The organism is Actinoplanes couchii, from assembly GCF_016862075.1.
GTDB classification, from domain to species: Bacteria; Actinomycetota; Actinomycetes; order Mycobacteriales; family Micromonosporaceae; genus Actinoplanes; species Actinoplanes couchii.
On sequence record NZ_BOMG01000116.1, the window covers coordinates 1 to 25136 of the forward strand.

The window sequence follows — 25136 nt, forward strand, 5'->3', positions numbered from 1 at the left end:
CCGAGGATCGCACAGGAAAACTGAGACGCTGTCCGAGCCGCAGATGCCGAACGCGCGCATGCGCACCAGCACGTCGGTGGCCCCGATTCCGGGCCTGGGCACCTCCACGATCGAGGTCTGTCCCGGGCCGGTGACCAGCACGGTCTTCATGGTTTCCACTGCTTTCACATCCTTCGTAGCGGGGGCGACCGGCGCAGCTTAAACGATTTAGTGACTCGGGCGGTAGGGTGTCGGGGTGCCACGTAGCCGAGTGACCCTCAAAGACGTCGCCGCTGCCAGCGGTGTCTCCACCGCCACCGCCAGCTTCGTGCTCAACAAGGTCACCACCCAGACGATCGCGCCGGCCACCCAGGAACGGGTCCGCCGTGCCGCCGCCGATCTGGGTTACGTGCCGCAGGGCAGTGCCCGGGCACTACGGGAGGGCCGTTCCCGCCTGGTCCTGCTGAACGCCGGCCGGCTCCCGGTCACGGGAAGCCTCCGCAGCTTCATCACCGGCCTGGACACCGAGCTGTCGGCACACGGCCACACCCTCCTGGTCCGGCACGGCGCCACCACCGGGATCCCGGCCCGGACCGGTGAGGGCGCGCTGAAGCAGGCCGTCGACATCGTCGATCCCCGAGCGGTGATCGATCTGGTCCGGCTCTACGCCGACGAGGATCCGGACCGGCTCGACGGGGGCTGGATCGACGGGCTCGCGGCGCACACCGCCACCCAGATCGACTACCTGATCGGTCGCGGTCACTCCCGGATCGGGTTTGCCATGCCCGCTGACGAGCGGCTCGCCGGGATCGCCCGGCTGCGGTTCCAGCAGGCCTGTGCGGTGGCCCGTGGCCGAGGTGTGGCGGAGCCCGTCGGTGTGACCGGGGAGGCCGTCGAGATGCCGGCGGGTGTGACCGCGGTCGCGGCGTTCGATGACGATGTGGCGTTGCGGCTGCTCAGTGTGATGGCTGATCGTGGGCTCCGGGCGCCTGACGATCTTGCGGTGATCGGGTTCGACGACAGTGGGTACGGCGAGATGTGGCGGCCCGCGCTGACCACCGTGCGGATCGACGCCGCCGGGTACGGGCGCCGGGCCGCTCGGGCGGTCCTCGGGTTCCCGCTCGACGCGGTGGCTCCGGATCCGTCCATCGTGGTCGTCCGAACCTCCGCCTGACTCCGGGCCGGCCCGCCGGCAAGCCGGCGACATGTCGGCCCGCTGGCGAGCAGGCAGTCAAGGGGCGGCCGGGCGGGCTGGGCCACCCCGGTTGAAGGCCCGGATCAGCGCTGTAGCAGGCACGTTGCCATCCGAAGTGTCTCCGGTGGGCCGGATCCCGAAGTGCTACCGGGATGCACTGAAAAAGGGGCTGCCCGCGGGCCGAGTCGCGCCGAAGAAGAGTCCGACAGTCGAAGACGGCGACCCGAAAGGCCCTCACTTGATGCGCAGCGCTGCCCGTTTCCGTGCGATCGCCCTGACCTCCGCGGTGCTGCTGAGCGGGCTGGCGATGCCGGCCACCGCCGCGGCCGCGGTCGAGGCGGGAACTGCCGCGACCGTCGTGTCGACTGCGGATGGCGGGACCGTCGCGGCGCGTGCGGGCCGTGGTGCGGGCGGGCCCGGCCGTGGCAGGACCGCGGTGACGCCGACCCTCGCCGGGCGGCTGGCGGCCACCCGGTCGGTCAAGAGCCTCAACTACTACCCGTCGAACGCCGCCTGGTCGTCGATGTGGAACAACTTCGACGCCAAGCGCATCGAGGCCGACCTGGCCAAGGTCGCCGGGCTGGGCGCCGACAACGTGCGGGTCATCATCTTCCCGCAGGCGTTCGGCTACCCCACGCCCAAGGCGAAGTACACCGACCGGCTGGAGGCGTTCATCGCCGCCGCCGACAAGTACGGGATGACCGTCAAGATCACGCTGTTCGACTGGTGGGACGGCTACTCCGACACCGCCAACAGCATCACCTGGGCCAAGACCGTGATCGCCCCGTTCAAGGACGACCCGCGGGTGCTCGCCGTCGAGCTGAAGAACGAGTTCCAGCCGGACGACGCGAGCGCCGTCACCTGGGTCCGCAAGCTGATCCCGGCGATCCGCGCGGTCGCCCCGGCGATGCCGCTGACCCTGTCGGTCGACGGCGCCACCGGCGCCCCGGGCATGGCGAAGATCAAGAAATCGCTTGCCGGTACGTCGCTCGACTACTACGACTTCCACTTCTACGGCAGCTCGGAGCGCGCGCTCACCGAGATCCGCCGCGCCCAGGACGCGGTCGCGCCGGTTCCCGTCGTCATCGGCGAGACCGGTCTGAGCAGCGACTCCGACAGCGAGGGCGAGCAGGCCGCCTACCTGGCCCGGGTGTACCGCGCGGCCCGTGAGGCGGGTGTCGGCTCGGTGTCGCCGTGGACGTTCACCGACTTCTCCGACGGCGCCATCCCCGGGCACTCGCAGGTCTCCGGCAAGCCGGCCCAGTACAAGTTCGGCCTGCACCGCGTCGACGGCACCCCCAAGGTCGCCGCCTCGGTCGTGCGCACCGCCTGGACCAGCGGCGCCACCCCGAACAGCATCCTGAACCTGGGCTTCGAGGCGCCGGCCGGCGAGTCGCCCTGGCGGGACAACCTGCCGCAGGCGGGCGAGGCCGTGATGGCCACCGACTCGCCGCGGACCGGCAGGTACTCGGCCCGGTTCAGCAACACCGGCCGTACGTCCGCGGGTCTGCCGTCGCTGGCCATCTCGCCGATCACGCCGGTGCAGCCGGGCCACCGCTGGCATGCCGAGGCGTTCGCCCGGGGCGCGAACGCGACAGGCATCACCGAGATCACGCTGAGCTGGTTCGACGGGAACGGCAGCTGGATCGGCCAGCACTCGTCCACCCGCCTGGCGGCCGGCAACACCGGCTGGACCAAGCTGTTCGTCGACGCGGTCGCTCCGGCCGGTGCCGCCGGAGTCCAGCTGCACCTCAAGTCCGGCGACAACAAGGGCACCGTCTGGTTCGACGACGTGGCGATCTCCTGACTTAATGTGATCATGAATGCCGATCAGCGCACCACGATCCTCACCGACCTGGACGGCACGGTCGTGCCCTCCGGGGACGTGATCACCCCGGCCACGCTGGACACCGCGGTGTGGCTGCGGGATCAGGGGATCCCGCTGATCACGGTGACCGCCCGTACCCCGGCCGGGGTGGCCCGGCTCGGGCCGTTCGCCGACCTGCTCACCCTCGGGGTCGGCTACGGCGGCGCGCTCGGCTGGAACCCGGCCACCGGCGAGACGCTCTGGCAGGAGGTCATCGGCGCCGGCGAACTCCGTGATCTGGCGGAGTTCGCCGGTTCGGTGCCGGGCATCGGGTTCTCCGCCTTCGGTGTCGACGTCTGGCGGATGACCGCCACCCACGTGACGTTGCGGGGCGGCGCGCCCCGGGAACCGTGGCTGCTGGCCGAGCCGGACGAGATCGCGAGTGTCCCGGCCCACTCGGCGTCGTTGCGGCACCCGACGATCAGCTCCGACGAGATGATCACCAGGCTGACGGCGGCGGGGTTCGCCACCCGCCTGGACCTGACCTATGCGGCGAGCGGCCTGGTCAACATCAACCCGCTGGGTGTGGACAAGGCGGTGGGCGTACGGCGGGCGCTGGATCTTCTGGGTCGTGACCCGGCCGATGCGATCGCCTTCGGTGACATGCCCAACGACCTGCCGATGTTCGCCTGTTGCGGCCGGTCGGTCGCGGTCGGCAACGCCCACCCGGCGATCCTCGCGGCGGCCACCGACGTCACGGCGGCGGTGACCGAGGACGGCTTCGCGCAGTTCTTCCGGAACAACGCGCTCACCGTTCGGTGAGGTAGGAGCCCACTGTCTCCTTCCGCTCGGTGGGTCTGGGGCTGGCGGACGTAGTGGTCGCCTACGCGGCGGTGGAGCGGTGCAGATGACGCAGGGTCAGCGCCAGCCGGGCACGTAACAGGCCGTGTGGCTCGCGCAGGTTCCAGCCGAGCAGGTGCGAGGCCTGCGTGACCCGGTCCTGGAGGGTCGAGTGGTGCAGGCGCAACAGGGCGGCCGCCGCCCGCAGGCTGCTGCTGGTCGTCACCGCGTGCAGGGTCGTCGGCAACCACGGCGTGGAGGCGGCGGCCTGCTCCAGCACCCGCACGTCCGGAACCGACCCGGGATCGGGCACCGCGACGAGCACGGCCAGTGAACCGAGCTCGTCATGGCGTACCAGCAGATCGCCGGGATCGTCGTCGGTGCCGGCGGCACTGAACCGGACCGCGACCCGGGCCGCCTGCCACGACGAGGGCAGATCGAGAACGGGCACGGCCGGCCCGAGACCGCCCCGGATCAGCGGCGGCTCCGTGCCGGACGTCAGAAGAGCAACCTCTCCGGCGTACGTGACCAGCACCGACGCCGTGCCGGAGAGCCCCAGCAGCCGCGCCGCCCGCAACCGGGACTCGGGCGCGGCGGAGGAATCGATCAGCAACTCGACCATCGCCGGATCGTCGGCCACCGGGGCCCGCCCCCGGGTCCGGTCGAGCACGGTCCGCGCGGCCGAGGCGGCCCGTTCCAGCACCATCGCGTCGACCGGCCCGGGGCCACCGTCCCGCTCCAGCCACAGCCCGGCGGTCCCGAGATCCAGATGCGGCCAGTCCGGCGAGACCGGCGCCGGATCGGGCGCGGCGACCCCGTCCGGCCGCATCCGGATGTGGACGCGCCGGGCAGTGTCGTCGAGCCGGGCCGGGCAGCCGGACAGGACGGCCGCACCCCGGACGATGCTCTGCAGGCCGGCGCCCGCCTCGACGAGACCGTCGGAGTAGGCGATCACCTGCACGGCGGCGCTGGCGTCGGCGTCGAGCGCGGCCAGGCGTACGGCCAAATCCTTCACGGTGTTGAATTTAAGAGCCGAGAAGCCGGTCCAGCCAGCGGACCCGGGCCGCCCGGGCGTCCTGGGAGAGGGCCGCGCTCGGCACCATCACGTCGAAGCCGTGGAAACCGCCCGGCCAGACGTGCAGTTCGGCCTGGCCACCGGCCTGCCAGATCCGGCTCGCGTAGGCGACGTCCTCGTCCCGGAAGGTCTCCGCACTGCCGACGTCGATGAACGCGGGCGGCAGCCCGGACAGGTCCCCGGCCCGAGCCGGCGCGGCATAGGGCGACACGTCCGGGCCACCGGCGGCCTCGCCGAGCAGCGCGGTCCAGCCGGTCCGGTTCGACCCCCGATCCCACACCCCCAACCCTTCCATCTGTACGGAGGACGTGGTGTCGTTCCGGTCGTCCAGCATCGGGTAGATCAGCAGCTGCCCGCGCAGCGCCGGCCCGTCCAGATCGCGGGCCATCAGGGCGAGCGCCGCGGCCAGCCCGCCACCGGCGCTGCCTCCGGCGACGAGCAGCCGGTCCGGGTCGAAGCCCAGGTCGGCGGCGTTCTTCGCGGTCCAGAGCAGGCCTGCGTAACAGTCATTGACCGGGCCGGGATGCGGGGTCTCCGGAGCCAGCCGGTACTCCACCGACACCACCACCAGGTTGAAGCGCTCGGCCAGGTCCAGCATCTCGCCGATACCGGTCCGGTTGTCGCCGATGATCATCCCGCCGCCGTGGGTGTGGTAGACGCAGCCCAGGGTGCCGGTGGCCGCGGTCGGCCGGCAGATCAGCAGCGTGACGTCGGGGTCGCCGTCGAGCCCGGGAACAGCACGCTCCTCGACGGTGAACCGGCCGTCGCGCCGCAGGTCGTCGTCGGTGACCGGGGCGAGGGCGGCACCCTGCCGCATCGGCACGATCATTTCCGGGGTGATGACCGGCGGGAGTTGTTCGCTGATGACAGTGAGTGCGGCGGCGAGTTCGGGATCGAACGGAACGGTCGTCACGGCGGCCTCCTCGTGTTAACACCGGATCACAACCGTGTGACCGGTGTCACCAGCATGCTGCGCGTTGGCCCGCTGATCGAGCGCCATCCGGCGGAATCCACCCGCCGTTCGGCGGGTCAGCCGAGGTCGTCCAGAGCCGTCCGGATCTCCCGGCTCAGCAGATGGCCGGCATCGAGGCCCATGCTCGCGAAGGCTCCGGTGAGCTCCAGTGAGATCAGGCCGTGCACCCGGTACCACAACTGCACGGCCAGTCTGACGGCCCTGGGGGAGACGTCGCCGGGCAGCCCGAGGCCCTCGCTCCAGCGCTGTAGGTCGTCGTCGGCCGGCTCCGGACCGGTGATCTCGGCCAGGGTGGTGATCAGGGCGCGCATGCCGCGGTTGACCGCGGTGACGCCGTCGGCCGGATCCGGGGTGCCGGGGGCGCGGTCGGCGAACAACATCGTGTAGCGCCGGGGATGGACCAGGGCCCAGCGCCGGTACTCATGAACCAGGCGGTCCAGGCGATCCGCGGGACTGTCGCCGCCCCTGATGGCGCTTCCTGCGGCGTCGCTGCTCGGGGTGTCGTTTCCTGCGGCGGCGCTCTCCACGGCCGCGCCGAGATCCGCGTAGGCCGCGGCGACCAGCGCCTCGACCACCGCGTCTCGGGAGGGGTAGTAGCGGTACAGCGAGGGCGGGGTCATCTCCATCGCCTTGCCCAGGGCGGCGATGGTCACCGCGCTCACGCCACCGGCGTCGACGAGCGCGAAGCCGTGCTGCTGGATCTCCTCGATGGTGCGGGCGCGCAGGAGTTCCCGTCGTGACATGACCGAACTTTACCGCATTGCCAAGGTGAATGCTATTCGCTAGAGTTACGACTCGTAACTCAAGCGAAGGAGTGAAAATGCGGGATCGTATCGGGCGCGCGCTGATGGGCCTGGACGCGGTGTTCACCGTCGTCGCCGTGGTGAACGGGTTCACGCTGATGGCCGTCGCCACCGACGAGACGATCATCGTCGAGGGCTGGCGGACGTTCGGGTTCATCGTCTTCGTCGGCCTGTGGGCGCTCATCGCGGTCTGGCCACGTCGCGTACCAGGCGTCTGGGAGCTGATCCTGATCCACAAGGTGCTGGTCACAGGCCTGGCGCTCACGGTTCTGGACAGCGCCTCCGGTGCCGCGGAGACCGCCTGGATCGACGGCTGGCTGGTAATCTCGACTGCGGTCGCCTACGTGCTGTGCCGCGGCTGGCAGGCCTGGCGACGCCCGGCCGACACCGCTTGAGCCGCCACTCTGGACGGTTTGACTTCACTATCTAGGTTGTGGCCGGTGAAGATCCGCTATCTGTTGCACAACGCGTATGCCGTCGGCGGCACGGTCCGCACCGTCTTCAATCAAGCTGGCGCGATGTGTGGCGAGCACGACGTGGAGATTGCCAGCGTCTATCGGACTGGTGAAGTTCCGGCTCTGCCCCTCGACCCCCGAGTGCGGCTGGTCTCCCTCACCGATCTGCGGCCCGACGGCACACCCTGGGGCGGTGGCGGCACCCGCCTGCTGCGGCGGACCAGGCTCCTACCGAACCCGTTGCCGCACGGCCGGGACTTCCGCTACCAGCGGTGGGATCCGGTGGTCGACGTGAAGGTGGTCCGCTACATGCGGGCCCAGCAGGACGCGGTGCTGGTCACCACCCGGCCGTCGCTGAACCTGCTGTCGGCGTGGTTCGCGCCGCGCCGGCTGACCCGGATCGGTCAGGACCACATGAATTTCGGCAGCTACCGCAAGCGGCTGCAGGACCGGATCAAGCGGGCCTATCCGCGGCTGGACGCGGTGACCGTGCTGACCCGGGCCGACCTGAAGTCGTACCAGGACGCCCTCGGCGACCGGGTGCGCCTGGCCCGCATCCCGAACGGGATTCCGCCGCGTTCGGCCCGGCCCGCACTCGGCCGCGCGCCGGTGGTGATCGCCGCCGGGCGGCTCGGGCGGCAGAAGGGCTTCGACATGCTGATCCGGGCGTTCCAGCAGGTCCACGAGTCGCATCCGGAGTGGGAGCTGCACATCTTCGGCAACGGCGGGTGGGATCAGAAACTCACCCGGATGATCGAGAAGCACGGGCTGAACGGCACGGTCCGGTTGCGTGGTGTCACCAAGGACTTGGACGGCGAGTTCGCGAAAGCCTCGATCTTCGTGCTCAGCTCGCGCAAGGAAGGCCTGCCGATGGTGCTGCTCGAGGCGATGAGCACCGGCTTGCCGGTGGTGTCGTTCGACTGCCCGACCGGTCCCGCCGACGTGGTCGACGACGGGGTGAACGGGCTGCTGATCCCGCCCAAGGACGTGGACGCCCTGGCAGCCGGGATCACCCGGTTGATCGAGGACGCCGCCGAGCGCGACCGCCTGGGCGAGGCGGCCCGCCTGACCGGCGCGGCCTACGAGATGCCGGCGATCGTGCCGCTATGGGAGGACCTGTTCAAAGCACTGCTGCCCGGCCCGCAACGGGCCTGACCAACCTTCCCGGCGGCGCGCCCCAGGCCACCGGGCCACATAACCACATTCAGCGCCGCGCGGTCCGGGCCTTGACGGCCGTGGGTGCCTTGAGTGCTGTGCGGTCCGGGCCTTGACGGCCGTGGGTGCCTTGAGTGCTGTGCGGTCTGGGCCTCGGCGGCTGTGACCGCCTCCATCAGCGGCGTGGTTCGTGCCGCCGGGGCCGTGACCTCATTCAGTGGTGTGCGGTTCGGGCCTCGGCGGTTGTGACGGCCTTTGGCGCTGTGCGGGTTGGGGCTTGGTGGCCGTGTCCGCTTCCCCGGCGGCGCGGGTCGTGCCGCCGGGGTCGGGACTGGCTTCGGCGCTGTGTGGGTTGGGCCGTGGTGGGTGTGACTTGTTTCAGCGTGGGGCTGTTTGGGCTGCGGTGGCTGTGACTGTGTTCAGGTTGGTGGTGTCGGGGCCTCCGAAGCCTCGGCGGACGTAGCCGAAGGCGAGGCCGGAATCGGGGTCGGCCCAGCCGATGGCGCCGGCCGCGCCGCTGTGGCCGAGGGTGTGGTGGCTCGCCCATGGGAACTTTGTGGCCGGGTTCTCGAAACCTAGCGCGTAGTGGTCGGCCTCGCCGATGACCAGGTCGACGCCGAGTGAGTAGGGGGCGGAGAACTCGCGGAAAGTCTCCGGGCGCAGCAGGGCGGGACGGCCGTCCAGCGGGCCGATCGCCGCCGCGTACATCCGGGCCACCCCGCGGGCGCTGCCCACCCCGCCGGCCGATGCCTGCCCGCCGGCCCGTGCCGCCGGCGAGTTTCCGAACTCCACCAGGTCGAACGCGCCCAGCGTGGCCGCCGCGGCTGAGCCCGGCTCCGGGATCCAGGCCGGTCCGGGTGCCGCGAAGACGGGACGGAACCGGTGCTCCTGATCCTTCGGAAGACCCAGGAACAGGTCGATTCCGTACGGTTCCCGGAAGCGCTCGTCGTACCACTCGCGGATCGAGCGGCCGGTGACCAGACGCAACTCCGCGTCGAGCAGCGCCCCGACGGTCAGCGCGTGGTAACCGGTGGCGGTGCCCGGCGGGAAGAAGGGCTCGACCAGCAGTTTCGCCAGGGTTTCGTCCTCGGCGCACTGCTCGATGGTCAGCCCCTCGACGCTGATCAGCCCGGACCGGTGGCCGATCAGCTCGCGCACGGTCAGTGGGAACGGCAAGCTGCGAGCGGGAGCGTCCAGGTCGAGCCGGCCCTCCTGGACGAGCAGCGCGGCGACCAGGAACGCGGCCCCTTTGGACACCGAGAACACGCTGGTCACCGTGTCGTCGTCGCCGGTCCACAGGTCGGCGACGAGTTCACCGTGCCGGTAGACAGCGAGCTGCGCGGACTCCGCCACCGCCCCGGTGAACTCGTCGCGGACGGCCTCGAAACCGGGCGCTGTGAACCCGTACACCTCAGTCATGGTTCGTCAGTGTGGCACCGATCCATGCGTCGACGGTGGTCACGTCGGCCTGCATCGGGAAGACCTTGCCGGTCAGCACCCGGTGCACCTCGGGGTCGTTGTCGAGGCAGCCGTCGGCGAGAACGGTGAGCCGGTAGTCCAGGTCGGCGGCCTGCCGCAGCGTGGACAGCACCACTCCGGAGGTGGCGATCCCGGTCAGCACCAGGTGATCGATTCCGGACGCGCGCAGCAGCATGTCCAGGTCGCTGCCGGCGAACCCGGACACCCGCCGTTTCACCACGATCGCCTCGCCGGGCAGCGGCGCGACCGCCGGGTGCACGTCGGTCGGGCTCGCGGGCAGGTCCCGCCCGGCCAGGCCGCCGAACATCCGGTTGTGTGCGGCCACCTCGGGCGCGCCGGCCCGGAAACCGACCACCACGAAGATCACCGGCAGTCCGGCGTCCCGGGCCGCGCCGACCGCGGTGGCCAGGCGGGGCAGGTAGTCCGCGTCGGGGTAGCGGTCCGTCACGGCGGGCTGGACGTCCATCACGAGCAGGGCGGTACGGGCGGTCATCGATTTCCTTCACAAAGAGGGCCGGCAGAGGCCGGCTTGGAGATGGCCGGGCCAGGGGAGGCCGGGCCAGGGGAGGCCGGGTTGGAGGAGGTCGGGCCAGGGGAGGCCGGGTTGGCGTCGGTGGAGGTGGGGTCGGCGGAGGCCGGGGTGGTCCAGTTCGCCAGGAACTGGAGGGCCTGTTCGGACGGGGAGCCGGGTTCGGCAGTGCCTGCCGAGAGCCGCAGCCCGGAGTGCCCGGCCAGGGCCATCGACTCGAAGTCCACGGTGAGCGGCCCGGCAACGGGATGGTGGAACAGCTTGCGTCCGGTGCGGCGGTGCCGGACGTCGTACGCCGACCAGAGGGACCGGAAGTCGTCGCTCTCCGCAAGCAACTCGCCGACCAGGACCGAGAGCTCTCCCGGGTTGCGGCCCGCAGCCGTGCGCAGCACCGCGACCGCGTCGTGCGCCAGCAGCTCCCACTCCGGGAAGAACTCTCGCGCGCGCTCGTCCCGGAACAGGAACCGGGCCTGGTTGACCGGCTGGAACGGGCTGTCGAACAGCGGCGCGAACAGGGCCCGCCCGAGTGGATTGGCGGCCACGATGTCCAGCCGGGTGTTCCACACGTACGCCGGGGTGCCGGTCATCGCGTCCAGCAGCCGGTGCAGGGTCGGCCGCAGCGGACGGTCCGGCGCCGGGCGGGCCCGGTTGTTCGCGGCGTGCACCAGGTCGAACAGGTGCTCGCGCTCGGCGTCGTCCAGGTGCAGCGCCCGGGCCACCGCGGCCAGCACGTCGTCGGAGTAGCCGCGGGCGTTGCCGCGTTCCAGCCGCGTGTAGTACTCGACGCTGACCCCGGCGAGTTGGGCGACCTCCTCGCGGCGCAGCCCGGCGACCCGGCGCTCGCCGTGCCGGGGCAGTCCGGCCTGTTCGGGGGAGATCCGCGCCCGCCGGGACAGCAGGAAGTCGCGGATCTCGTCTCTGACGCTCACGCCCCGACGGTAGATCCACCGGGGGCGCCGCTGGGAGGAACCATCAGTGCCTGGCGGAACCGGACGGCACGATCATGTGATTCAACCGCGGGGTGATCCGGGAAAGCTCGTGGATACCACAAGGTCCACCAATGAGTGGGTACCACAAGGTCCACCAATGAAGGGGAATCCCGTGCTCCGCAACCTCGGCATGATCACCGCCGTCGCCGCCCTGGCGCTGACCCAGCAGGCGTGCGCGAACGGAACCTCCCCGCAAACCGCCCCGGAGACGACGACCTCCGCGGCGTCGCCGTCGCTGTCGCCGTCGCCGGAGAAGTCCACGGAACCCACCACCAAGGCGCCGACGAGCAAGCCGCCCAAGGCCGATCCGAAGGACCCGATCCTGGCCGGCAAGCGTCAGGTCGTGATCGCCCCGGTGGAGAGCTTCGAGGGCATCGTGGTCCTGGACGAGCAGGGCAACCTCGGCATGACCGACGGCGAGGCCGATCGTGGCCTGTTCGTCTTCACCCCGCACAACGGCAAGTTCCAGATCAAGACCGCCAAGGTGGGTACGGGTGGGGAGCCGGACTGCCTGAGCGTCAAGACCAACGGCAGCCAGCCCCTGACGGCCGTCGCGGTGGCCTGTGACACCAGCAAGGCCGAGCAGCTCTTCGACGTGGTCCCGACCGGCAAGAAGGACAACAACCGCCCGGTCTACACGATCGCCAACCGGGACGCGCTCCTGCGCACCAGCAGCAGCGGCCTGATCTTCGAGGAGCTGGGTGACGGCCCGGTGATCACCACGTTCGTCCTCGTCGACAACGGCAAGTCGACGCTGCCCGCGCTGGACTGACGCGGCCGGCGGTCTCCGGTAAGGGGTGTCCGGGAGTATGAGCCTGACAGACGGCGAAAACTGTCAAGGGCCAATATCCTGCGAGTGGTTCCCGGACGCCTGCCGGAAACAAACGCCGACTACCGTTCGGCCTTCGATCGACGAGGGGGCGGAGGACCGATGCGGATACTTCTCGTGGAGGACGACCGCCGGGTCGGTGCGGTGATGACCTCGATGCTGCAGCGCCGGGGCTACGCGGTGGAGCACGCGGCCACCGCGACCGCCGCTCTGGAGGCCGCGCCGGCCGACCTGGTGCTGCTCGATCTGAACCTGCCCGACGGTGACGGCCTGGACGTCTGCCGCACCCTGCGGGCCCGCAACGAGAACCTCGGCATCATCGCGGTCACCGCCCGCGGCGAGGAGCGCGACCGGGTCACCGGCCTGCGCACCGGCGCCGACGACTACGTGGTCAAACCGTTCTCGATGGCCGAGCTGCAGGCCCGGATCGAGGCCCTGCTGCGCCGCACGGTCCGGCACAGCCCGGCCGCTCCGGCCGTCGTCGAGGTCGGCCCGATCCGGATCGACCCGGGCGCCCGCACCGTCGAGGTGCACCGGCAGCCGGCCAATCTGACCCGCAAGGAGTTCGACATCCTGGCCTCGCTGGCCCGCCAGCCCGGGGTCGCCCTCACCCGCGAGCGCATCATGCTGGACGTCTGGCAGACCACCTGGTCCGGCAAACACACCCTGGAGGTCCACGTGGCCTCGTTGCGGACCAAACTCGGTGACGCCGACCTGGTGCAGACCGTCCGGGGCGTCGGCTACCGTTTGCGAGCAACATAGGGAGGTCGGGTGCGCAGGCGGCTGGTGGTCACCTACCTGCTGCTGCTGTGCATCACCCTGCTGGCCCTGGAGATCCCGCTCGCGGTCACGGTCGCGAGCCGGGAGACCGATCGTGCCGTCGCCGACCGGCTCGCCGACGCCACCCGGTTCGCCTCGCTCGCCGCGCCCGCGGTCCGCAGTGGCGAGTTGGAGACCCTCACCGAGGAGCTGCGCCGCTACCAGGAGCTGTACGGCATCGGCACCATGCTCGTCGACCAGGACCAGCGGCTGCTCAGCGTCTACGGCCGGTCCCCGGAGAACCACGCGTCGGCGATCCGGGGCGCGCTCGCCGGGCACCAGGTCGGCACCCCGGAGACGCTGTGGCCGTGGGTCAGCGAGCCGCTGGTGGTGGCGGTCCCGATCAGTGACGGCGGCGCCGTGCTGGGGGTGATCCTCACCGTCTCGCCGACCGACCGCAGCCGTCGTGCCGTGCTCTCGGTCTGGCTGGTGCTGGCCCTGGTCGGGGTGCTCGCGGTGGCCGCCTGCCTGACCGCCGCGCACAGTCTCGCCGGGTGGGTGCTGCGCCCGGTGACCAGATTGGACGCCGCGGCCCACGAGATCGCCGAGGGCGACAGCGCGGCCCGGGTGCCGCCCGGGGTGGGCCCGCCGGAGTTGCGGCGGCTGTCGGACAGTTTCAACGAGATGGCCGACGCGGTCGCCGAGGCGATGCGCCGGCAGCGGGAGTTCGTCGCCCACGCCAGTCACCAGCTGCGCAACCCGCTGACCGTGCTGCGGCTGCGGATCGAGGACCTGGGCGGCCGGTACGACGACGAGGAGCTGCACACCGACCGGCAGTTCGCCCTGGAGGAGACCGACCGGCTGGCCGACGTCCTGGACGGTCTGCTGGCGCTGGCCCAGGCCGAGCGGGGCCGTCCGGAGCTGGAGGTGGTGGACGCCACCGCGCTCACCACCGAGCGGGCCAAGGCGTGGCTGCCGCTGGCCGAGCGCCGTGGTGTCGAGCTGGACACCGACGTGCCCGCCGAGCCGGTGCCGGCCCGGGTGGTGGCGACCGCCCTGGATCAGGTGCTGGACGCGCTGATCGACAACGCGCTGAAGTTCACCCCGGCCGGCGGGCGGGTGTCGCTGCGGCTGCGAGCGGCCGGCGGGGGAGCGGAGGTGACCGTGCGGGACACCGGGCCGGGTATGACCGAGGAGCAGTGCCGGCAGGCCACCGAGCGGTTCTGGCGGGCCGCCGACGCGCAGAACGTGGACGGCGCCGGTCTCGGGCTGTCCATCGTCGCGGTCCTGGTGGAGGCGTCCGGTGGCCGGTTCACCCTGGCGCCGGCCCCGGAGGGCGGTCTGGACGCGACGGTACAACTCAGGGCTTGACCGGCCGCTTGTAAAAGGGGCTCAGGGCTTGACCGATTTGTAATAGCGGGCGGCCCCGGGGTGCAGGGGCACCGGCAGGGTGGCGATCGCGGCCCGCAGATCGAGTCGTTCGGCGGCCGGGTGCGCGGTGGCCAGGGCGCCGCGGCGTTCCATCAGCAGCCGGGTCAGGTCGTACGCCAGATCGTCGGGCATCGTCGCGGACGCCACCAGCAGGTTGGGCACCGCGATCGTGGTCACCGCCGGCATCGAGTACGCCGACGTCGGCACGTCCCGCACCACGTAGACGTCGCTGTAGACCCGGCGTAGCTCGCCGGCCCACGCGGACAGGTCGACCAGCCGGGTGCCGACCTCGGCGCTGACCTGTTTGATCCCGTTCACCGGCAGCCCGCCGGAGAAGAAGAACGCGTCGATCTCCCGGTCACGCAGCGCCGCGATCGAGTCGTCGAGGCTGAGTTCCCGGCGCTTGATCGCCTGGGGCATGCCGGCCACGGAGAGCAACCGGTCGACGGTGACCGTGGTGCCCGAGCCGCGGGCGCCGACCGACACCCGTTTGCCGCGCAGATCGCCCAGCTTCACGATCTTGCTGTCGGCCCGGACCACCAGGTGCAGCAGGTCGTCGTAGACCCGGGCCAGCGCGACGATGCCGGCCTTCGGCTCACCACCGGTGACCAGTACGTCCGCCTGGGTGAAGCCGATCTCGGCCCGGCCCTCGGTGACCATCTCCAGGTTCTCCGCCGAGGCCGCGGTCACCAGCACGCTGGTGGTCGTGTCGGGCAGCTCCTGATCGATGATCTTGCTGAGGGCGGTGCCGATCGCGTAGTAGACCGCGGTCGGGCTGCCGGTCGCGATCCGTACCTGGCGCTCCTGAGTTCTGTCCTGACTACAGGCGGTCACCATCAACAGCAGGGTCAGACCGGCGATCGCCATCCGGCGGTGTTTTCCTAGGGTCACTGTGCGTCCAAGATCACTGTGTTTCCCTACGCGGGAGGGCCCGGTCCGCGCAAGTTTCCCTCAAGTCTGCGTCACGGGTGTACCGGCCGAACGGCCGATCGGAGACGGTGACGTGACAAACCACGGGAGGGGAGAGGTCGATGGACCGCACAGCGACGTTGGATCACGCCGCCACACGCGCCGTCGTGCTCGCCGGAGCGCTGCCCGCCGCCTTCGAGTCGGCGGTCCTGGCCGCGTGTGTGGACACCAGCCGCACACTCCGGCCGGCCCCGCTCCGGGCGGAGTCGCGCATCGGTGAGGCCCTGGCCGAGTTCGACCGCGAGGACCCGGCCGAACGGCTCGAAATCCTGCTCGCCGGGCTCGGCTGCATGACCCGGCGCGACACCCGCTCCGGCGGCGAACGCCGCCGGTACTCGGTCGAACGTGTCATCGTCCACGAATCGCAACGTCACGCCACCTCCCGCATGCTCGACGCCGCCTGGCGCCAGGGCCGGCAGGCACTGCTCAGTTCCGAACCGCTCGGGGCGTCGTCGCCCCGTAACACCCAGCGCCTCACCCTGGCCCAGGCCGCCTGGCGGGCCGCGCTGCTGGCCGCCGGTCACCGCCGGCGACGGCACATCCTGTCGGTGATGATCCGGGACCAGGAGATCGCGGCGGTGCTGGTCCGGGCGGCCCGGCTGCTCGGCGTGACCGCCGAGGTCACCCGCCGCAGCGGATGCGTGGTGGTCACCGTGCCCGCCGACGCCGCCGATCTCCTCCCGGCGACCCCGCCCCGGTTGCGGTTGCGCGACTCGGCACTGGTTTAGACATCTCTGCTGGTACGGGGGTGAGCGCTCGACCGTTGTTCCGGCGGTCGAGCGCTCGGTGTCCGTACCTGATCAGTCGTCGCGGCCGGTGTCGACCGCCTTCATGATCATTGCGGCGATCGCCACGCCGACCACCGCGATACCGACCTGCACGCCGACGACGGCCCAGTCGTACCCACGACCCGCCACGGTGAACAGCGCGTCGCTGTGCAGTTCCCACCGGTCCGCGGCCCAGGTGCCGGCCACCGCCGCACCCATGCCGATCAGCACTGTCGGGATCACGCCGATGCTCTGCCGTCCCGGCAGGACGGCCCGCGCCACCACACCGATGATCGCGCCGAACACGATCGCCACCACATAATCCTGAGCGTCCACAGCGCCTCCCCTCAAGGTCGCAAGGTGCCCAGGGTGACAGACGTGTCAAACGTCGGCCGCCGGGACGAGCCGGTCGACGGCGATCCGCCAGTGACCGCAGGCACAGTGCTCGTACCGGACCCGGCCCTCGCTGGTGAGATGGCCGGACCGGGTGTACCAGGTGTGTCGATGCATGAGATCAGCATGATGTAATGCCCTTATGCGCATCAACCCTTACGGTGAGGAGCCGGTCCGGCTGGCGCTGGACCTGGTGACCCACCCGCCCGCCGACGCCGGGGAGCTGGCCGGCCGGTGCCGCGCCGCCGGTTTCGTGGTGGACATGCCGATTCGCGACGCCGACCTGTCCGAGGTGGAGGCGTTCCTGGCGGACTGGCTGGCGGTGATCGACGCCCCCGGTCCCGACGCCCGCGCCGAGCGGCTCAACGTGCTGCTGGCCCGGGCGTCCGCGCATCCCCGGCTGACCAACCACGTCGGCGACGGCTGGCACGTGCACTACCGCGACCCGGACCTGCCGCTGTCCGCCGCGCTGCGGGCGCTGATCAGTGTCGGCACCGCCCTGCACCTGGCCGGCCGGGGCATCCACCGGCTGGGCCGCTGCGCCGCCGAGGGCTGCGGCCGCCCGTTCGCCGACTTCAGCCGCACCGGCCGGCAGCGCTACTGCTCCCCGGCGTGCGGCAACCGCGACGCGGTCCGCCGCCACCGCTCCCGGGCCGCGGCCCCGGCGATCAGGGAGCGGTGACGGCGATCGGGAGCGGCGATGCGATCAGGGAGCGGTGACGGCGGTCGGCAGCGGTGATGCGGTCAGGGGCAGGCGGCCGGGCTGAGTTCGCTGACCAGGCGGGTGGCCGTGCCGGTGTGCTTGGCGTAGGCCTCCGGGAACGCGGAGATCTGGACCGCCTGCGCCGCCTCGGTCAGCCGCATGTCCTGCCAATTCCGGACCTTGAGCAGCTTGTCGTAGAACTTCCCGGTCTGGTACGCCGGATCACGCAGCTGCTTCGGGGTGCCCCAGCCCTGGCTGGGCCGCTGCTGGAAGAGCCCGATCGAGTCCCGGTCGCCGCCGCGCAGGTTGCGCAGGGTGGACTCCTGCAGGGCGGTGGCGACCGCGATCACCTGACCCTGCACCGGCACCTTCCGTTCCGCGCCGATGGCGACGATGGTGCGGGCGTTGGCGACCTGCTCCTCGTTCCATCGGTCGAGTTCGGACTTCGCCGGGGACGCCACGGGCGGGGCGCAGACCTCGGTGGCATCGGCGGTCTGGAACCGGGAGAGCACCAGCATGGTGGCCAGGACGGACACGAGAACGGTGAAGAGCACGCGCAAGACGGAACCTTCCAGGAACGTGAACCGTTCGCACGATATCGACCGTCCATGATTCACCGCCTCAGCCCACCGGTCAGAAGATCCGGCCAATGTGGTCAACGGACCCCCGCAGTGTCGGCGGGCCGCTTGCGCATCCGCGGTCGGTGACCGACGGTGAGCGGATGAAGGTCAACCATCTGAACTGCGGCAGTCTGCGGCCGTGGGGCTCACCCGGCGGCCTGGTCTGCCATGTGCTGCTCGTGGAGGCCGCCGACGGGCTGGTGCTCGTCGACTCCGGCTTCGGTCTGCACGACGTCGCCGCGCCCGCTCACCGGATCGGCCCGGCGCGGCACCTGATCCGCCCGGTCCTCGATCCGCGCGAGACCGCGATCCGGCAGGTCGAGAAGCGGGGACACGACCCCGCGGACGTACGCCATGTCGTGCTCACCCACGGCGACGCCGACCACACCGGCGGCCTGGCCGACTTCCCGCACGCCCGGGTGCACCTGACCGCCGCCGAGTCGGAGGCCATGCGCCGGCCGCTGACCCGCGGCGAGCGCCGCCGTTACCTGCCCGGCCAGCGCGAGCACGGCCCGGACCTGGTCGAGCACGACCCGGAGCACGGTGACGGCTGGCGCGGGTTCGCCGCGGCCGCCGAGATTCTGCCCGGGGTGGTGCTGATCGGGCTGAGCGGCCACACCCGCGGGCACGCCGCGGTCGCCGTCGACGCGGGCGACCGCTGGGTCCTGCACGCCGGGGACGCGTTCTACCACCGCGGCCAGATCGAGAACGCCGGCCGCCCGCCCCGCACCCTGACGACGATGGAGCAGGTGGTGGCGCACGACCGGGCCCGGGTGCGCGACAACCACGCCCGCCTCGCCGAGTTGCGGGCCGCCGCCGATCCCGGCCTGCTGCTGGTCAACGCGCACGACCCGGAACTGCTCCGCCGCGCCGTCGCGGACAGTCCGGACTGACGCCGGGCCGGGTGGCTGGCCCACCGGGGCCAAGATCCGCCGGTCCGGCGGACCGGACCGGCGGCTGCTGATTTGGTTCAGGGTGTGTTCAGCACTTTCATCCGGCGTAAGCGGCGCGGGCGGTGGCGGCGGGACTCCGAGCACGGCGGCGTGGCGGTGATCTTCGCGATCTTCATGGGCAGCTCGGTCCTGATCGGCATGACCGCGCTCGTGATCGACGTGGGCCTGCTCTACAACGAGCGCGAGCAGTTGATCACCGGCGCGGACTCGGCCTCGTTCAAGGTCGCGATCAACTGCGTCAAGGATCCCACCACGTGTACGACCGCGGCGCAGACCCCGGTCGCGATGCAGTACGCCGGCCGCAACGCCAAGGACAACACGTCGGCCGCCCAGATCTGCTTCGACGACACCGGCTGCCCGGTCTGGAACGTCCCGCGGGCGTGCCCGCCGCTGCCCGTGGTGCCGGCCGGGCAGGGCAAGGGCAACTGGGTGGAGGTACGGACCAGCACGGTCGTGCCGGGCGGCGGCACCCTGGTCCCGCCGATCTTCGCCAAGGCCGCCACCGACGGCAACTACAAGGGCACCCGGGTCGGCGCCTGCGCCCGGGTGGCGTGGGGGCCGCCGCTGGTGGAGAAGGTGTTCGCCCTGGGTATCTCGCTGTGCGACTGGAAGCGGATGACCAGCAACGGCACGGTCTTCTACAACCCGCTGGGCACCCTGCTCAACGACATCGGCCTGTTCCAGCTGATCGGCCTGCCCAGCCCGAACCCCGGTCAGGACAGCGCGATCCCGCAGGTGCTGCCGCTGACCGCGCTCGGCCTGCCGCTGCCGTCCTGCACCACCCCGGTCGACCTGACCGTGCCGCGCGGGTACGTCTGGCTGCAGTACCCCGACCTGAGCCCGCCGGACAGCGAGTGCATGATGGACCTGAAGGTCGACGACCTGCCCCGGTCGTTCCTGCTGTCCGGCCTGCTCATCGGCACCATCTGCGCGCAGAAACTGCAGGCCAAGCTGAACAAGGGCCCGTTCCTGGTGCCGATCTTCGACAAGATCGTGCCGGAGCTGGTCTCGCTGGCCCCGCAGTACCACATCGTCGGGTTCGCGCCGTTCGTCGTCACCGGCTACTCGTCCCTGGTCCCCGGCGTGGTGAACTCGGTGACCAGCCTGCTCAGCGGTGGTCTGCTGGGCGCGCTGACCACCCTGCTGTGCACGACCGCGGCCTGCATCACCGGCTACTTCACCAAGACCCTGATCCCGCACAGCCGGCCGCAGTTCGGCACCGGCCCCAATTTCGGCGCGACCGTGATCGGGCGTACCGGCTAATCGGTCTGGCTCTTCTCCAGGGCCCGCTCACCCGGCGGCAGGGAGCAGACCCGGAGCACCTCCTGACAGAGGTTGTCCAGCCGGGACACCGAGCGGGCGATCGCGGTGACCGCCCGCTGCTGCTGCGGCGCCAGCTCGTCGGTGTCGCCGAGCAGCGTCTCGGTGTACCCGCTGATCGTGGTGAGCGGCGTCCGGATCTCGTGCGACAGGATGCTCATCAGGTCGCGTTTCATCGCGTCCGCGTCGGCCAGCGCGGTGTTGGTGTCCTGCAGTTCGGCGTTGCGCTCGCCGAGGGCCCGGTTGGCCTCGTCCCGGTCGCGTTCGGCGGACACCCGGGCCGAGATGTCGGTGACCGCGGTGATGATGGTGGCCGGCCGGTCCAGGTGGTCACGCAGCATCGACACGCCGATCTGCGCCTCCACCACCCGGCCGTCGGCGGCGAGCAGCCGCTGGTGCCGGTCGGTGGCCGCGTCGCCGACGAAGAGCCCGGCGGCGGCCGCCCAGTTCAGGTGCCGGTCCTCGGGGTGGGTGAGGCTGTCGATGGTGCGCCCGGCGAGCGCGTCCGGGGCGTACCCGAGGATGTCGGCCAGGGCCGGGTTGGCCTGGATCACCGTGCCGTCGACGTGCAGCATCGCCTGCCCGACGGTGGAGAGCGTGAACTGCGCGTGCAGCAGCCGCTCCCGGTCGGCGAGCGCGGTCTCGGCCTTGCGGCGGTCGGTGACGTCCAGGTTCACCTCGAGGATCGCGGCCGGAGCGCCGTAGTCGTCGTACTGCACCGACTGGTGGCTGTGCACGGTCAGCCGGCTGCCGTCGCTGCGGAGCTGGTCGAGCTCGCCCTCCCAGCGGCTCTCGCCGGACAGCGCGTCCTCGACGACGGCCCGGTCCACCGGGTAGCGGGTGTCCAACAGCCGGTCGCTGCTCTTGCCGACGACGGCGCTGGACGGCCAGCCGTAGGTGAGTTCCGCGCCGGTGTTCCAGCCGATGATCCGGGCGTCCAGATCCCGGACGATCACCGCGATCGGGGCCAGGCGCAACAGCTCGGCCTGCTGCTCGGCGACGGCGTTGGCCCGGTGCCGTTCGGTCACGTCCGAGCAGAGGCCGTCGGCGAACAGCCGGTCGCCGTCGCGGCGGGCTACTCCCCGGATCCAGACCCAGCGGGTGATCCCGTCCAGCCCGGCCATCCGGCACTCGATCTCGGCGGCCTGACCCTCGTAGAGCTGCTCGACGAACGCGCGGTACGCGGCCTGGTCGTCGGCGTGCACCGCCCCGTAGAGGTGCTGGGTCATGTCCGCCTCGCCGGGCAGCTCCTCCAGCTCGCCCCCGAAGACGGCGACCACGTTGCCCTGGGCGTGCACGGTGCGGGCGGTCCCGCCGGGCAGCAGTTCCACGGTCCACAGGAAGTCGGTGAGGTTGTCGACGATCCGGGCCAGCGCGTCGCGGGCCACCGCCAGCTCCCGGTCCAGGTCGGCGGCCCGGCGGCGCTGCACGGCCTGGCCGATGTACGCCGAGACGCTCTCCAGGCTGGCGATCAGCTCGTCGTCGCGTTCGTCGTGCCGCTGGTGGTCGGCGATCATCAGCACCCCGACGACCTCGGCGCCGTCCCGGACCGGCACGGCGGCAACCGCGTGCAGCCCGGCCTCACCGGCCTCGGCGGCCCTGGGCAGGGCGCTGGACGGCAGGTCCGGGATCCACTGCGAGGCGCCGGCCGCCCACACCGTGCCGGGCACCCCGACCCCCGGCGCGTACGCCACCGTGACCTCCATCAGCTTGGCGATCTTCGGGTCGGCGCTGTAGACGGCGAGGCGCTCCAGGCAGGACTGGTCCGGGTTGCGGTGCCAGTACTCCAGGTACGGCCAGCCCAGCCGGTCACCGAGCGCGCCGACCACGTCCCGGGCGGCTTCGAGGGCGGTGCCGGTCTGCAGCAGGATGCCGGCCACCGCCTGTTCGGTGTCGCGCAGGTGCTGGGTGCGCTTGCGGTCGGAGATGTCCCGGACGAAGGTGTGGAAGGCGTGCCCGTCCGGTTCGAACAGCACCGACAGCGACAGCTCGGCCGGGAAGGCGTGCCCGTCGCGGTGCAGCATCTCCAGCTCGACCCGTTCACCGCCGAGCGCGGCAGCTTGGGTGTGCTCCATCCAGTCCGCGTCGGCGCGGAGCCGTTCGGGCACGATCAGGTCGGTGACCGGACGCCCGAGGGCCTCGTCGGCGGTCCAGCCGAAGATCCGTTCGGCGGCGTGGTTCCAGCCGGTCACCAGGCCCGCGCTGTCCCCGGCGATGAAGGCGTCCGGGGTGGTGTCCAGGAACCGCTGGGTGCGGGCGGCCAGCTGCTCGGTCTCGTTCGCGGCGGTCCGGGCGGCGATCTCCGACGCCGCGGCCAGTGCGAGGTCCTCCATCAGCTCCACGTCGGCGTCCGACCAGGTGCGGGGCTGCCGGTCGACGACGCAGAGGGTGCCGAGCACGGCCTGGTTCTTGGAGCGCAGCGGGACGCCGAGGTACGCGATCGCCTCGTGTTCCTCGATCGACGGGTTGCCGGACAGTTCCGGGTCGAGGCGGGCGTCGTCGACGGCCAGGGTGCGGCCGGCCTCCACCACGTGTTTGCAGTACGAGTGGGTCAGCGGGATCTCCCGGGTAGCGGCCAGCACCCCGGTCAACCCGGTCTCGGCGGTCAGGACCTGACGCTCGGCCTCGACCAGGGACACCACCGACACCGGCGCCCCGAGCAGGCGCGAGGCCAGGACGGTGAGCCGCTGCAGTGCCTCGGAGGGCGCGCCGTCGACCAGGCCGGTCGCGGCCACCTGTGCCAGCCGGGCCGGATCCTGCACCGCCGCGTTGATCTCTGCCGTCGTTCCCGCCACGTCTGGTATGTCGGCACCCTGGCCGCAGACTTGAAAGGCGGAACTGTTTACTTCTTCAGTTAACAGTCCTAATAATTAGCCATGCGTCGATCAGTGATCCTGGCTGTGGCGGCCGTCCTGGCCGCCGCGTCATCCACCGTCCTGGTGACGGCGACCGCGGGTGCGGCCGTCGCCTGCGCGCCCGCCTGGGCCGCCACCTCCGTCTACGTCAAGGACAGCGTCGCCTCGCAGGGTGGCACCAACTACACCGCGAAGTGGTGGACCCAGGGCGAGGACCCTTCCTCGCACAGCGCCCAGTGGGACGTCTGGGTCAACAGCGGGGCCTGCGGCGGCACCACTCCTTCCCCCTCGCCGTCCTCGCCGTCCACCTCGCCCAGCCCGACCCCCACGCCGACCACCCCGATTCCCGCTGGTGATCTTCCGCGGCGTGCGCTGATCGGCTACCTGCACACCAGCTTCGCCAACGGCTCCGGCTACGTACGGATGGCCGACGTGCCCGCCGACTGGGACATCGTCAACCTGTCGTTCGGCGAGCCGACCACCGCCACCTCCGGCGACATCCGGTTCACACTCTGCCCGGTCGCGGAGTGCCCGAACGTGGAGACCGAGGCCGCGTTCATCGCCGCGATCAAGGCCAAGCGGCAGGCCGGCAAGAAGGTGCTGCTGTCGATCGGCGGCGCCAACGGCCAGGTGCAGCTCACCACGACCACCGCCCGGGACACCTTCGTCCGCTCGGTCAGCGCGATCATCGACCGGTTCGGTCTGGACGGCGTCGACATCGACTTCGAGGGCCACTCGCTGTCGCTGAACACCGGCGACACCGACTTCCGCAACCCGACCACGCCGGTGATCGTCAACCTGATCAGCGCGATCAAGACCCTCAAGGCGCGGTACGGGGCCGGCTTCGTGCTCACGATGGCCCCGGAGACGTTCTTCGTCCAGCTCGGGTACCAGTTCTACGGTTCCGGGCCGTGGGGTGGCCAGGACCCGCGGGCCGGCTCGTACCTGCCGGTGATCCACGCGCTGCGTGACGACATCACCGTGCTGCACGTGCAGGACTACAACTCCGGGCCGATCATGGGGCTGGACGGCCAGTACCACTCGATGGGCGGCGCCGACTTCCACATCGCGATGACCGACATGCTGCTCGCCGGGTTCCCGGTGGCCGGCAACACGGCCCATGTCTTCCCGGCGCTGCGGGAGAACCAGATCGCCTTCGGCGCGCCCAGCTCGGTCAGCGCCGGCAACGGGTACGTCGCTCCGGCCGAGGTGCAGAAGGCCGTGTCCTGCCTGGTCAAGGGCGTGAGTTGTGGGTCGTACACACCGCGCAGTGGTCTGAATCCGGACTTCCGCGGACTGATGACGTGGTCGATCAACTGGGACCGCTTCTACAGCTGGGAGTTCAAGAACAGTCACCGCCCCTTCCTCAACGGCATCTAGGACCGTAACGACAGCACCATGCTCCGCAGGAGCCGGAACGCGACCGACTGCTCGTCCTCGGTCATGCCGGACAGCATCCTGATCTCGACGGAGCGGACCGCGGCGGACGCCTGCTCCAGGCTCCGCTCGCCGAGGGGCGTCAGCCGGGTGGGCAGGGCCTTCCCGACTGGCGCCTCGGCCGGCCTGGTCACCAGGCCCTCCCGTTCCAGGGTCTGCAGCAGCACGTTCATCGACTGCCGGGTGACGAAGACGCCCCGGGCCAGGTCGGAGTTGGACAGGCCGGGCCGCTGGGCGAGCAGCTCCAGGCAGGAGTAGCGGGTCACGTTCATCCCGAGCGGCCGCAGCACGTCCTCCATCGCGGCGCGCAGCGCGCTGGACGCCTCCTTCAGCAGGTAGCCCAGCGATTTCTCCAGGTCGACACCGTTCCCGTCTTGACTCATGTCAGCATACTGACATAACCTCGTGCATGTCAGTAAACTGACATGACCTATTGGAGGAGCACCACATGCCCGTCACCGGACCCGACTTCATCTCCCTGCAGGTGCGCGACCTGGACGCCTCGCAGGCGTTCTACGAGAAGTACCTCGGCCTGGTCCGATCGCCGGCCGGCCCGCCGCACGCCGTCGTCTTCACCACGACGCCTATCGCGTTCGCGCTGCGCGACATCGTGCCCGGCACCGACCTGGCCGCCGTCGAGCAGCCCGGCATCGGCGCCGCGATCTGGCTGCACGCCACCGATGTCCAGGCCATCCACGACGCCCTCGAAGCGGGCGGTCACACCATCACCGCCGCGCCGATCGACGGCCCGTTCGGCCGCACCTTCACCTTCGCCGATCCGGACGGTTACCGGATCACCCTGCACGACCGCGCCTGAGCGC

Annotated in this window: 26 protein-coding genes; 14 read left to right on the forward strand and 12 right to left on the reverse strand. The window is 71.1% G+C overall.

Going from position 1 to position 25136, the window contains the following annotated elements; all coding sequences use genetic code 11:
* The first annotated feature begins 235 nt into the window (after positions 1 to 235).
* The 3 genes from Aco03nite_RS46165 (at position 236) to Aco03nite_RS46175 (ending at position 3803) form a co-directional block, all read left to right on the forward strand.
* Positions 236 to 1153, forward strand: a complete 918-nt coding sequence (locus Aco03nite_RS46165; protein WP_239145986.1) for a LacI family DNA-binding transcriptional regulator — start codon at positions 236 to 238, stop codon at positions 1151 to 1153.
* Positions 1154 to 1415: 262 nt separating this feature from the next.
* Positions 1416 to 2981 (forward strand): cellulase family glycosylhydrolase, encoded by a 1566-nt coding sequence (locus Aco03nite_RS46170; RefSeq protein ID WP_203808344.1) that lies wholly within the window; start codon positions 1416 to 1418, stop codon positions 2979 to 2981.
* Positions 2982 to 2993: 12 nt separating this feature from the next.
* Positions 2994 to 3803, forward strand: a complete 810-nt coding sequence (locus Aco03nite_RS46175; RefSeq protein ID WP_203808346.1) for an HAD family hydrolase — start codon at positions 2994 to 2996, stop codon at positions 3801 to 3803.
* Between the two features lie 61 nt (positions 3804 to 3864).
* On the opposite strand, the gene Aco03nite_RS46180 is transcribed toward Aco03nite_RS46175, so the two are convergent.
* The 3 genes from Aco03nite_RS46180 to Aco03nite_RS46190 form a co-directional block, all read right to left on the reverse strand.
* Positions 3865 to 4836 carry a helix-turn-helix domain-containing protein gene (locus Aco03nite_RS46180; RefSeq protein WP_239145987.1) on the reverse strand — a complete coding sequence of 324 codons (972 nt, stop codon included), beginning with the start codon at positions 4834 to 4836 and terminating at the stop codon, positions 3865 to 3867.
* Between the two features lie 10 nt (positions 4837 to 4846).
* The gene (locus Aco03nite_RS46185; protein ID WP_239145988.1) at positions 4847 to 5809 is read right to left on the reverse strand and encodes an alpha/beta hydrolase; all 963 of its coding nucleotides are present in this window, start codon (positions 5807 to 5809) and stop codon (positions 4847 to 4849) included.
* A gap of 116 nt (positions 5810 to 5925) precedes the next feature.
* Entirely contained in the window at positions 5926 to 6612 is a 687-nt protein-coding gene (locus Aco03nite_RS46190) for a TetR/AcrR family transcriptional regulator (RefSeq protein WP_203808348.1), read from the reverse strand.
* 77 nt (positions 6613 to 6689) lie between these two features.
* Between Aco03nite_RS46190 and Aco03nite_RS46195 the strand changes: the two genes are divergently transcribed.
* Together Aco03nite_RS46195 and Aco03nite_RS46200 are read left to right on the forward strand one after the other, a co-directional pair.
* A complete protein-coding gene (locus Aco03nite_RS46195; protein WP_203808350.1) occupies positions 6690 to 7067 on the forward strand; it encodes a hypothetical protein in 378 nt (125 codons plus the stop codon).
* 45 nt (positions 7068 to 7112) lie between these two features.
* Complete coding sequence (locus Aco03nite_RS46200; RefSeq protein WP_203808352.1) at positions 7113 to 8282, forward strand: glycosyltransferase family 4 protein; 1170 nt, start codon at positions 7113 to 7115, stop codon at positions 8280 to 8282.
* A gap of 378 nt (positions 8283 to 8660) precedes the next feature.
* Here Aco03nite_RS46200 and Aco03nite_RS46205 read toward each other — a convergent pair whose 3' ends face one another.
* Genes Aco03nite_RS46205 through Aco03nite_RS46215 form a run of 3 tightly spaced genes read right to left on the reverse strand, consistent with a single transcriptional unit; the run spans position 8661 to position 11219 of the window.
* Positions 8661 to 9701 (reverse strand): serine hydrolase domain-containing protein, encoded by a 1041-nt coding sequence (locus tag Aco03nite_RS46205; protein WP_203808354.1) that lies wholly within the window; start codon positions 9699 to 9701, stop codon positions 8661 to 8663.
* A complete protein-coding gene (locus Aco03nite_RS46210) occupies positions 9694 to 10254 on the reverse strand; it encodes a cysteine hydrolase family protein (RefSeq protein WP_203808356.1) in 561 nt (186 codons plus the stop codon). The genes Aco03nite_RS46205 and Aco03nite_RS46210 overlap by 8 nt, the downstream gene beginning before the upstream one ends.
* Positions 10251 to 11219, reverse strand: a complete 969-nt coding sequence (locus tag Aco03nite_RS46215; RefSeq protein WP_203808358.1) for a helix-turn-helix transcriptional regulator — start codon at positions 11217 to 11219, stop codon at positions 10251 to 10253. The genes Aco03nite_RS46210 and Aco03nite_RS46215 overlap by 4 nt, the downstream gene beginning before the upstream one ends.
* A 157-nt stretch (positions 11220 to 11376) precedes the next feature.
* Here Aco03nite_RS46215 and Aco03nite_RS46220 point away from each other — a divergent pair, with 157 nt between their 5' ends.
* The 3 genes from Aco03nite_RS46220 to Aco03nite_RS46230 all read left to right on the forward strand — a co-directional run bounded on the left by Aco03nite_RS46220 (position 11377) and on the right by Aco03nite_RS46230 (position 14238).
* Positions 11377 to 12051, forward strand: coding sequence for a hypothetical protein (locus Aco03nite_RS46220; protein WP_203808360.1), 675 nt, complete (start codon positions 11377 to 11379; stop codon positions 12049 to 12051).
* A gap of 159 nt (positions 12052 to 12210) precedes the next feature.
* Positions 12211 to 12870, forward strand: coding sequence for a response regulator transcription factor (locus tag Aco03nite_RS46225; RefSeq protein WP_203808362.1), 660 nt, complete (start codon positions 12211 to 12213; stop codon positions 12868 to 12870).
* 9 nt (positions 12871 to 12879) lie between these two features.
* The gene (locus tag Aco03nite_RS46230; protein WP_203808365.1) at positions 12880 to 14238 is read left to right on the forward strand and encodes a sensor histidine kinase; all 1359 of its coding nucleotides are present in this window, start codon (positions 12880 to 12882) and stop codon (positions 14236 to 14238) included.
* Between the two features lie 21 nt (positions 14239 to 14259).
* Here Aco03nite_RS46230 and Aco03nite_RS46235 read toward each other — a convergent pair whose 3' ends face one another.
* Positions 14260 to 15165: a TAXI family TRAP transporter solute-binding subunit gene (locus Aco03nite_RS46235; RefSeq protein WP_203808367.1), complete on the reverse strand. Its 906-nt coding sequence runs from the start codon at positions 15163 to 15165 to the stop codon at positions 14260 to 14262.
* Positions 15166 to 15329: 164 nt separating this feature from the next.
* Between Aco03nite_RS46235 and Aco03nite_RS46240 the strand changes: the two genes are divergently transcribed.
* Positions 15330 to 15995, forward strand: a complete 666-nt coding sequence (locus Aco03nite_RS46240) for a hypothetical protein (protein WP_203808369.1) — start codon at positions 15330 to 15332, stop codon at positions 15993 to 15995.
* Between the two features lie 72 nt (positions 15996 to 16067).
* Here the strand turns inward: Aco03nite_RS46240 and Aco03nite_RS46245 are convergent, their stop codons facing one another.
* On the reverse strand, positions 16068 to 16370 hold the full coding sequence (locus Aco03nite_RS46245; protein WP_203808371.1) for a GlsB/YeaQ/YmgE family stress response membrane protein: 303 nt from the start codon (positions 16368 to 16370) through the stop codon (positions 16068 to 16070).
* Positions 16371 to 16415: 45 nt separating this feature from the next.
* Positions 16416 to 16544, reverse strand: coding sequence for a hypothetical protein (locus Aco03nite_RS54460; RefSeq protein ID WP_275415981.1), 129 nt, complete (start codon positions 16542 to 16544; stop codon positions 16416 to 16418).
* Positions 16545 to 16569: 25 nt separating this feature from the next.
* Here Aco03nite_RS54460 and Aco03nite_RS46250 point away from each other — a divergent pair, with 25 nt between their 5' ends.
* On the forward strand, positions 16570 to 17109 hold the full coding sequence (locus tag Aco03nite_RS46250; RefSeq protein ID WP_203808373.1) for a CGNR zinc finger domain-containing protein: 540 nt from the start codon (positions 16570 to 16572) through the stop codon (positions 17107 to 17109).
* A gap of 62 nt (positions 17110 to 17171) precedes the next feature.
* On the opposite strand, the gene Aco03nite_RS46255 is transcribed toward Aco03nite_RS46250, so the two are convergent.
* On the reverse strand, positions 17172 to 17684 hold the full coding sequence (locus Aco03nite_RS46255; RefSeq protein WP_307837683.1) for a peptidase M23: 513 nt from the start codon (positions 17682 to 17684) through the stop codon (positions 17172 to 17174).
* Positions 17685 to 17851: 167 nt separating this feature from the next.
* Between Aco03nite_RS46255 and Aco03nite_RS46260 the strand changes: the two genes are divergently transcribed.
* Together Aco03nite_RS46260 and Aco03nite_RS46265 are read left to right on the forward strand one after the other, a co-directional pair.
* The gene (locus Aco03nite_RS46260) at positions 17852 to 18643 is read left to right on the forward strand and encodes an MBL fold metallo-hydrolase (protein ID WP_203808459.1); all 792 of its coding nucleotides are present in this window, start codon (positions 17852 to 17854) and stop codon (positions 18641 to 18643) included.
* 84 nt (positions 18644 to 18727) lie between these two features.
* Positions 18728 to 19966 carry a TadE/TadG family type IV pilus assembly protein gene (locus tag Aco03nite_RS46265; protein WP_203808375.1) on the forward strand — a complete coding sequence of 413 codons (1239 nt, stop codon included), beginning with the start codon at positions 18728 to 18730 and terminating at the stop codon, positions 19964 to 19966.
* Here the strand turns inward: Aco03nite_RS46265 and Aco03nite_RS46270 are convergent.
* On the reverse strand, positions 19963 to 22818 hold the full coding sequence (locus Aco03nite_RS46270) for a PAS domain S-box protein (protein ID WP_203808377.1): 2856 nt from the start codon (positions 22816 to 22818) through the stop codon (positions 19963 to 19965). The genes Aco03nite_RS46265 and Aco03nite_RS46270 overlap by 4 nt on opposite strands.
* An 81-nt stretch (positions 22819 to 22899) precedes the next feature.
* Between Aco03nite_RS46270 and Aco03nite_RS46275 the strand changes: the two genes are divergently transcribed.
* Complete coding sequence (locus Aco03nite_RS46275; RefSeq protein ID WP_203808379.1) at positions 22900 to 24258, forward strand: glycosyl hydrolase family 18 protein; 1359 nt, start codon at positions 22900 to 22902, stop codon at positions 24256 to 24258.
* On the opposite strand, the gene Aco03nite_RS46280 is transcribed toward Aco03nite_RS46275, so the two are convergent.
* Positions 24255 to 24698: a MarR family winged helix-turn-helix transcriptional regulator gene (locus Aco03nite_RS46280; protein WP_203808381.1), complete on the reverse strand. Its 444-nt coding sequence runs from the start codon at positions 24696 to 24698 to the stop codon at positions 24255 to 24257. The two genes, Aco03nite_RS46275 and Aco03nite_RS46280, sit on opposite strands and share 4 nt — an antisense overlap.
* Positions 24699 to 24763: 65 nt before the next feature.
* Here Aco03nite_RS46280 and Aco03nite_RS46285 point away from each other — a divergent pair, with 65 nt between their 5' ends.
* Complete coding sequence (locus Aco03nite_RS46285) at positions 24764 to 25132, forward strand: VOC family protein (protein WP_203808383.1); 369 nt, start codon at positions 24764 to 24766, stop codon at positions 25130 to 25132.
* Positions 25133 to 25136: the final 4 nt, after the last annotated feature.

What these genes read in the sequence shown, in the direction of transcription:
- Aco03nite_RS46170 (WP_203808344.1), top strand. Translation starts at nt 1,416, where the DNA reads ATGCGCAGCGCTGCCCGTTTCCGTGCGATCGCCCTGACCTCCGCGGTG.
- Aco03nite_RS46175 (WP_203808346.1), top strand. Translation starts at nt 2,994, where the DNA reads ATGAATGCCGATCAGCGCACCACGATCCTCACCGACCTGGACGGCACG.
- Aco03nite_RS46190 (WP_203808348.1), bottom strand. Translation starts at nt 6,612, where the DNA reads ATGTCACGACGGGAACTCCTGCGCGCCCGCACCATCGAGGAGATCCAG.
- Aco03nite_RS46195 (WP_203808350.1), top strand. Translation starts at nt 6,690, where the DNA reads ATGCGGGATCGTATCGGGCGCGCGCTGATGGGCCTGGACGCGGTGTTC.
- Aco03nite_RS46205 (WP_203808354.1), bottom strand. Translation starts at nt 9,701, where the DNA reads ATGACTGAGGTGTACGGGTTCACAGCGCCCGGTTTCGAGGCCGTCCGC.
- Aco03nite_RS46210 (WP_203808356.1), bottom strand. Translation starts at nt 10,254, where the DNA reads ATGACCGCCCGTACCGCCCTGCTCGTGATGGACGTCCAGCCCGCCGTG.
- Aco03nite_RS46220 (WP_203808360.1), top strand. Translation starts at nt 11,377, where the DNA reads ATGAAGGGGAATCCCGTGCTCCGCAACCTCGGCATGATCACCGCCGTC.
- Aco03nite_RS46225 (WP_203808362.1), top strand. Translation starts at nt 12,211, where the DNA reads ATGCGGATACTTCTCGTGGAGGACGACCGCCGGGTCGGTGCGGTGATG.
- Aco03nite_RS46235 (WP_203808367.1), bottom strand. Translation starts at nt 15,165, where the DNA reads ATGGCGATCGCCGGTCTGACCCTGCTGTTGATGGTGACCGCCTGTAGT.
- Aco03nite_RS46240 (WP_203808369.1), top strand. Translation starts at nt 15,330, where the DNA reads ATGGACCGCACAGCGACGTTGGATCACGCCGCCACACGCGCCGTCGTG.
- Aco03nite_RS54460 (WP_275415981.1), bottom strand. Translation starts at nt 16,544, where the DNA reads ATGCATCGACACACCTGGTACACCCGGTCCGGCCATCTCACCAGCGAG.
- Aco03nite_RS46250 (WP_203808373.1), top strand. Translation starts at nt 16,570, where the DNA reads ATGCGCATCAACCCTTACGGTGAGGAGCCGGTCCGGCTGGCGCTGGAC.
- Aco03nite_RS46260 (WP_203808459.1), top strand. Translation starts at nt 17,852, where the DNA reads ATGAAGGTCAACCATCTGAACTGCGGCAGTCTGCGGCCGTGGGGCTCA.
- Aco03nite_RS46275 (WP_203808379.1), top strand. Translation starts at nt 22,900, where the DNA reads ATGCGTCGATCAGTGATCCTGGCTGTGGCGGCCGTCCTGGCCGCCGCG.
- Aco03nite_RS46280 (WP_203808381.1), bottom strand. Translation starts at nt 24,698, where the DNA reads ATGAGTCAAGACGGGAACGGTGTCGACCTGGAGAAATCGCTGGGCTAC.
- Aco03nite_RS46285 (WP_203808383.1), top strand. Translation starts at nt 24,764, where the DNA reads ATGCCCGTCACCGGACCCGACTTCATCTCCCTGCAGGTGCGCGACCTG.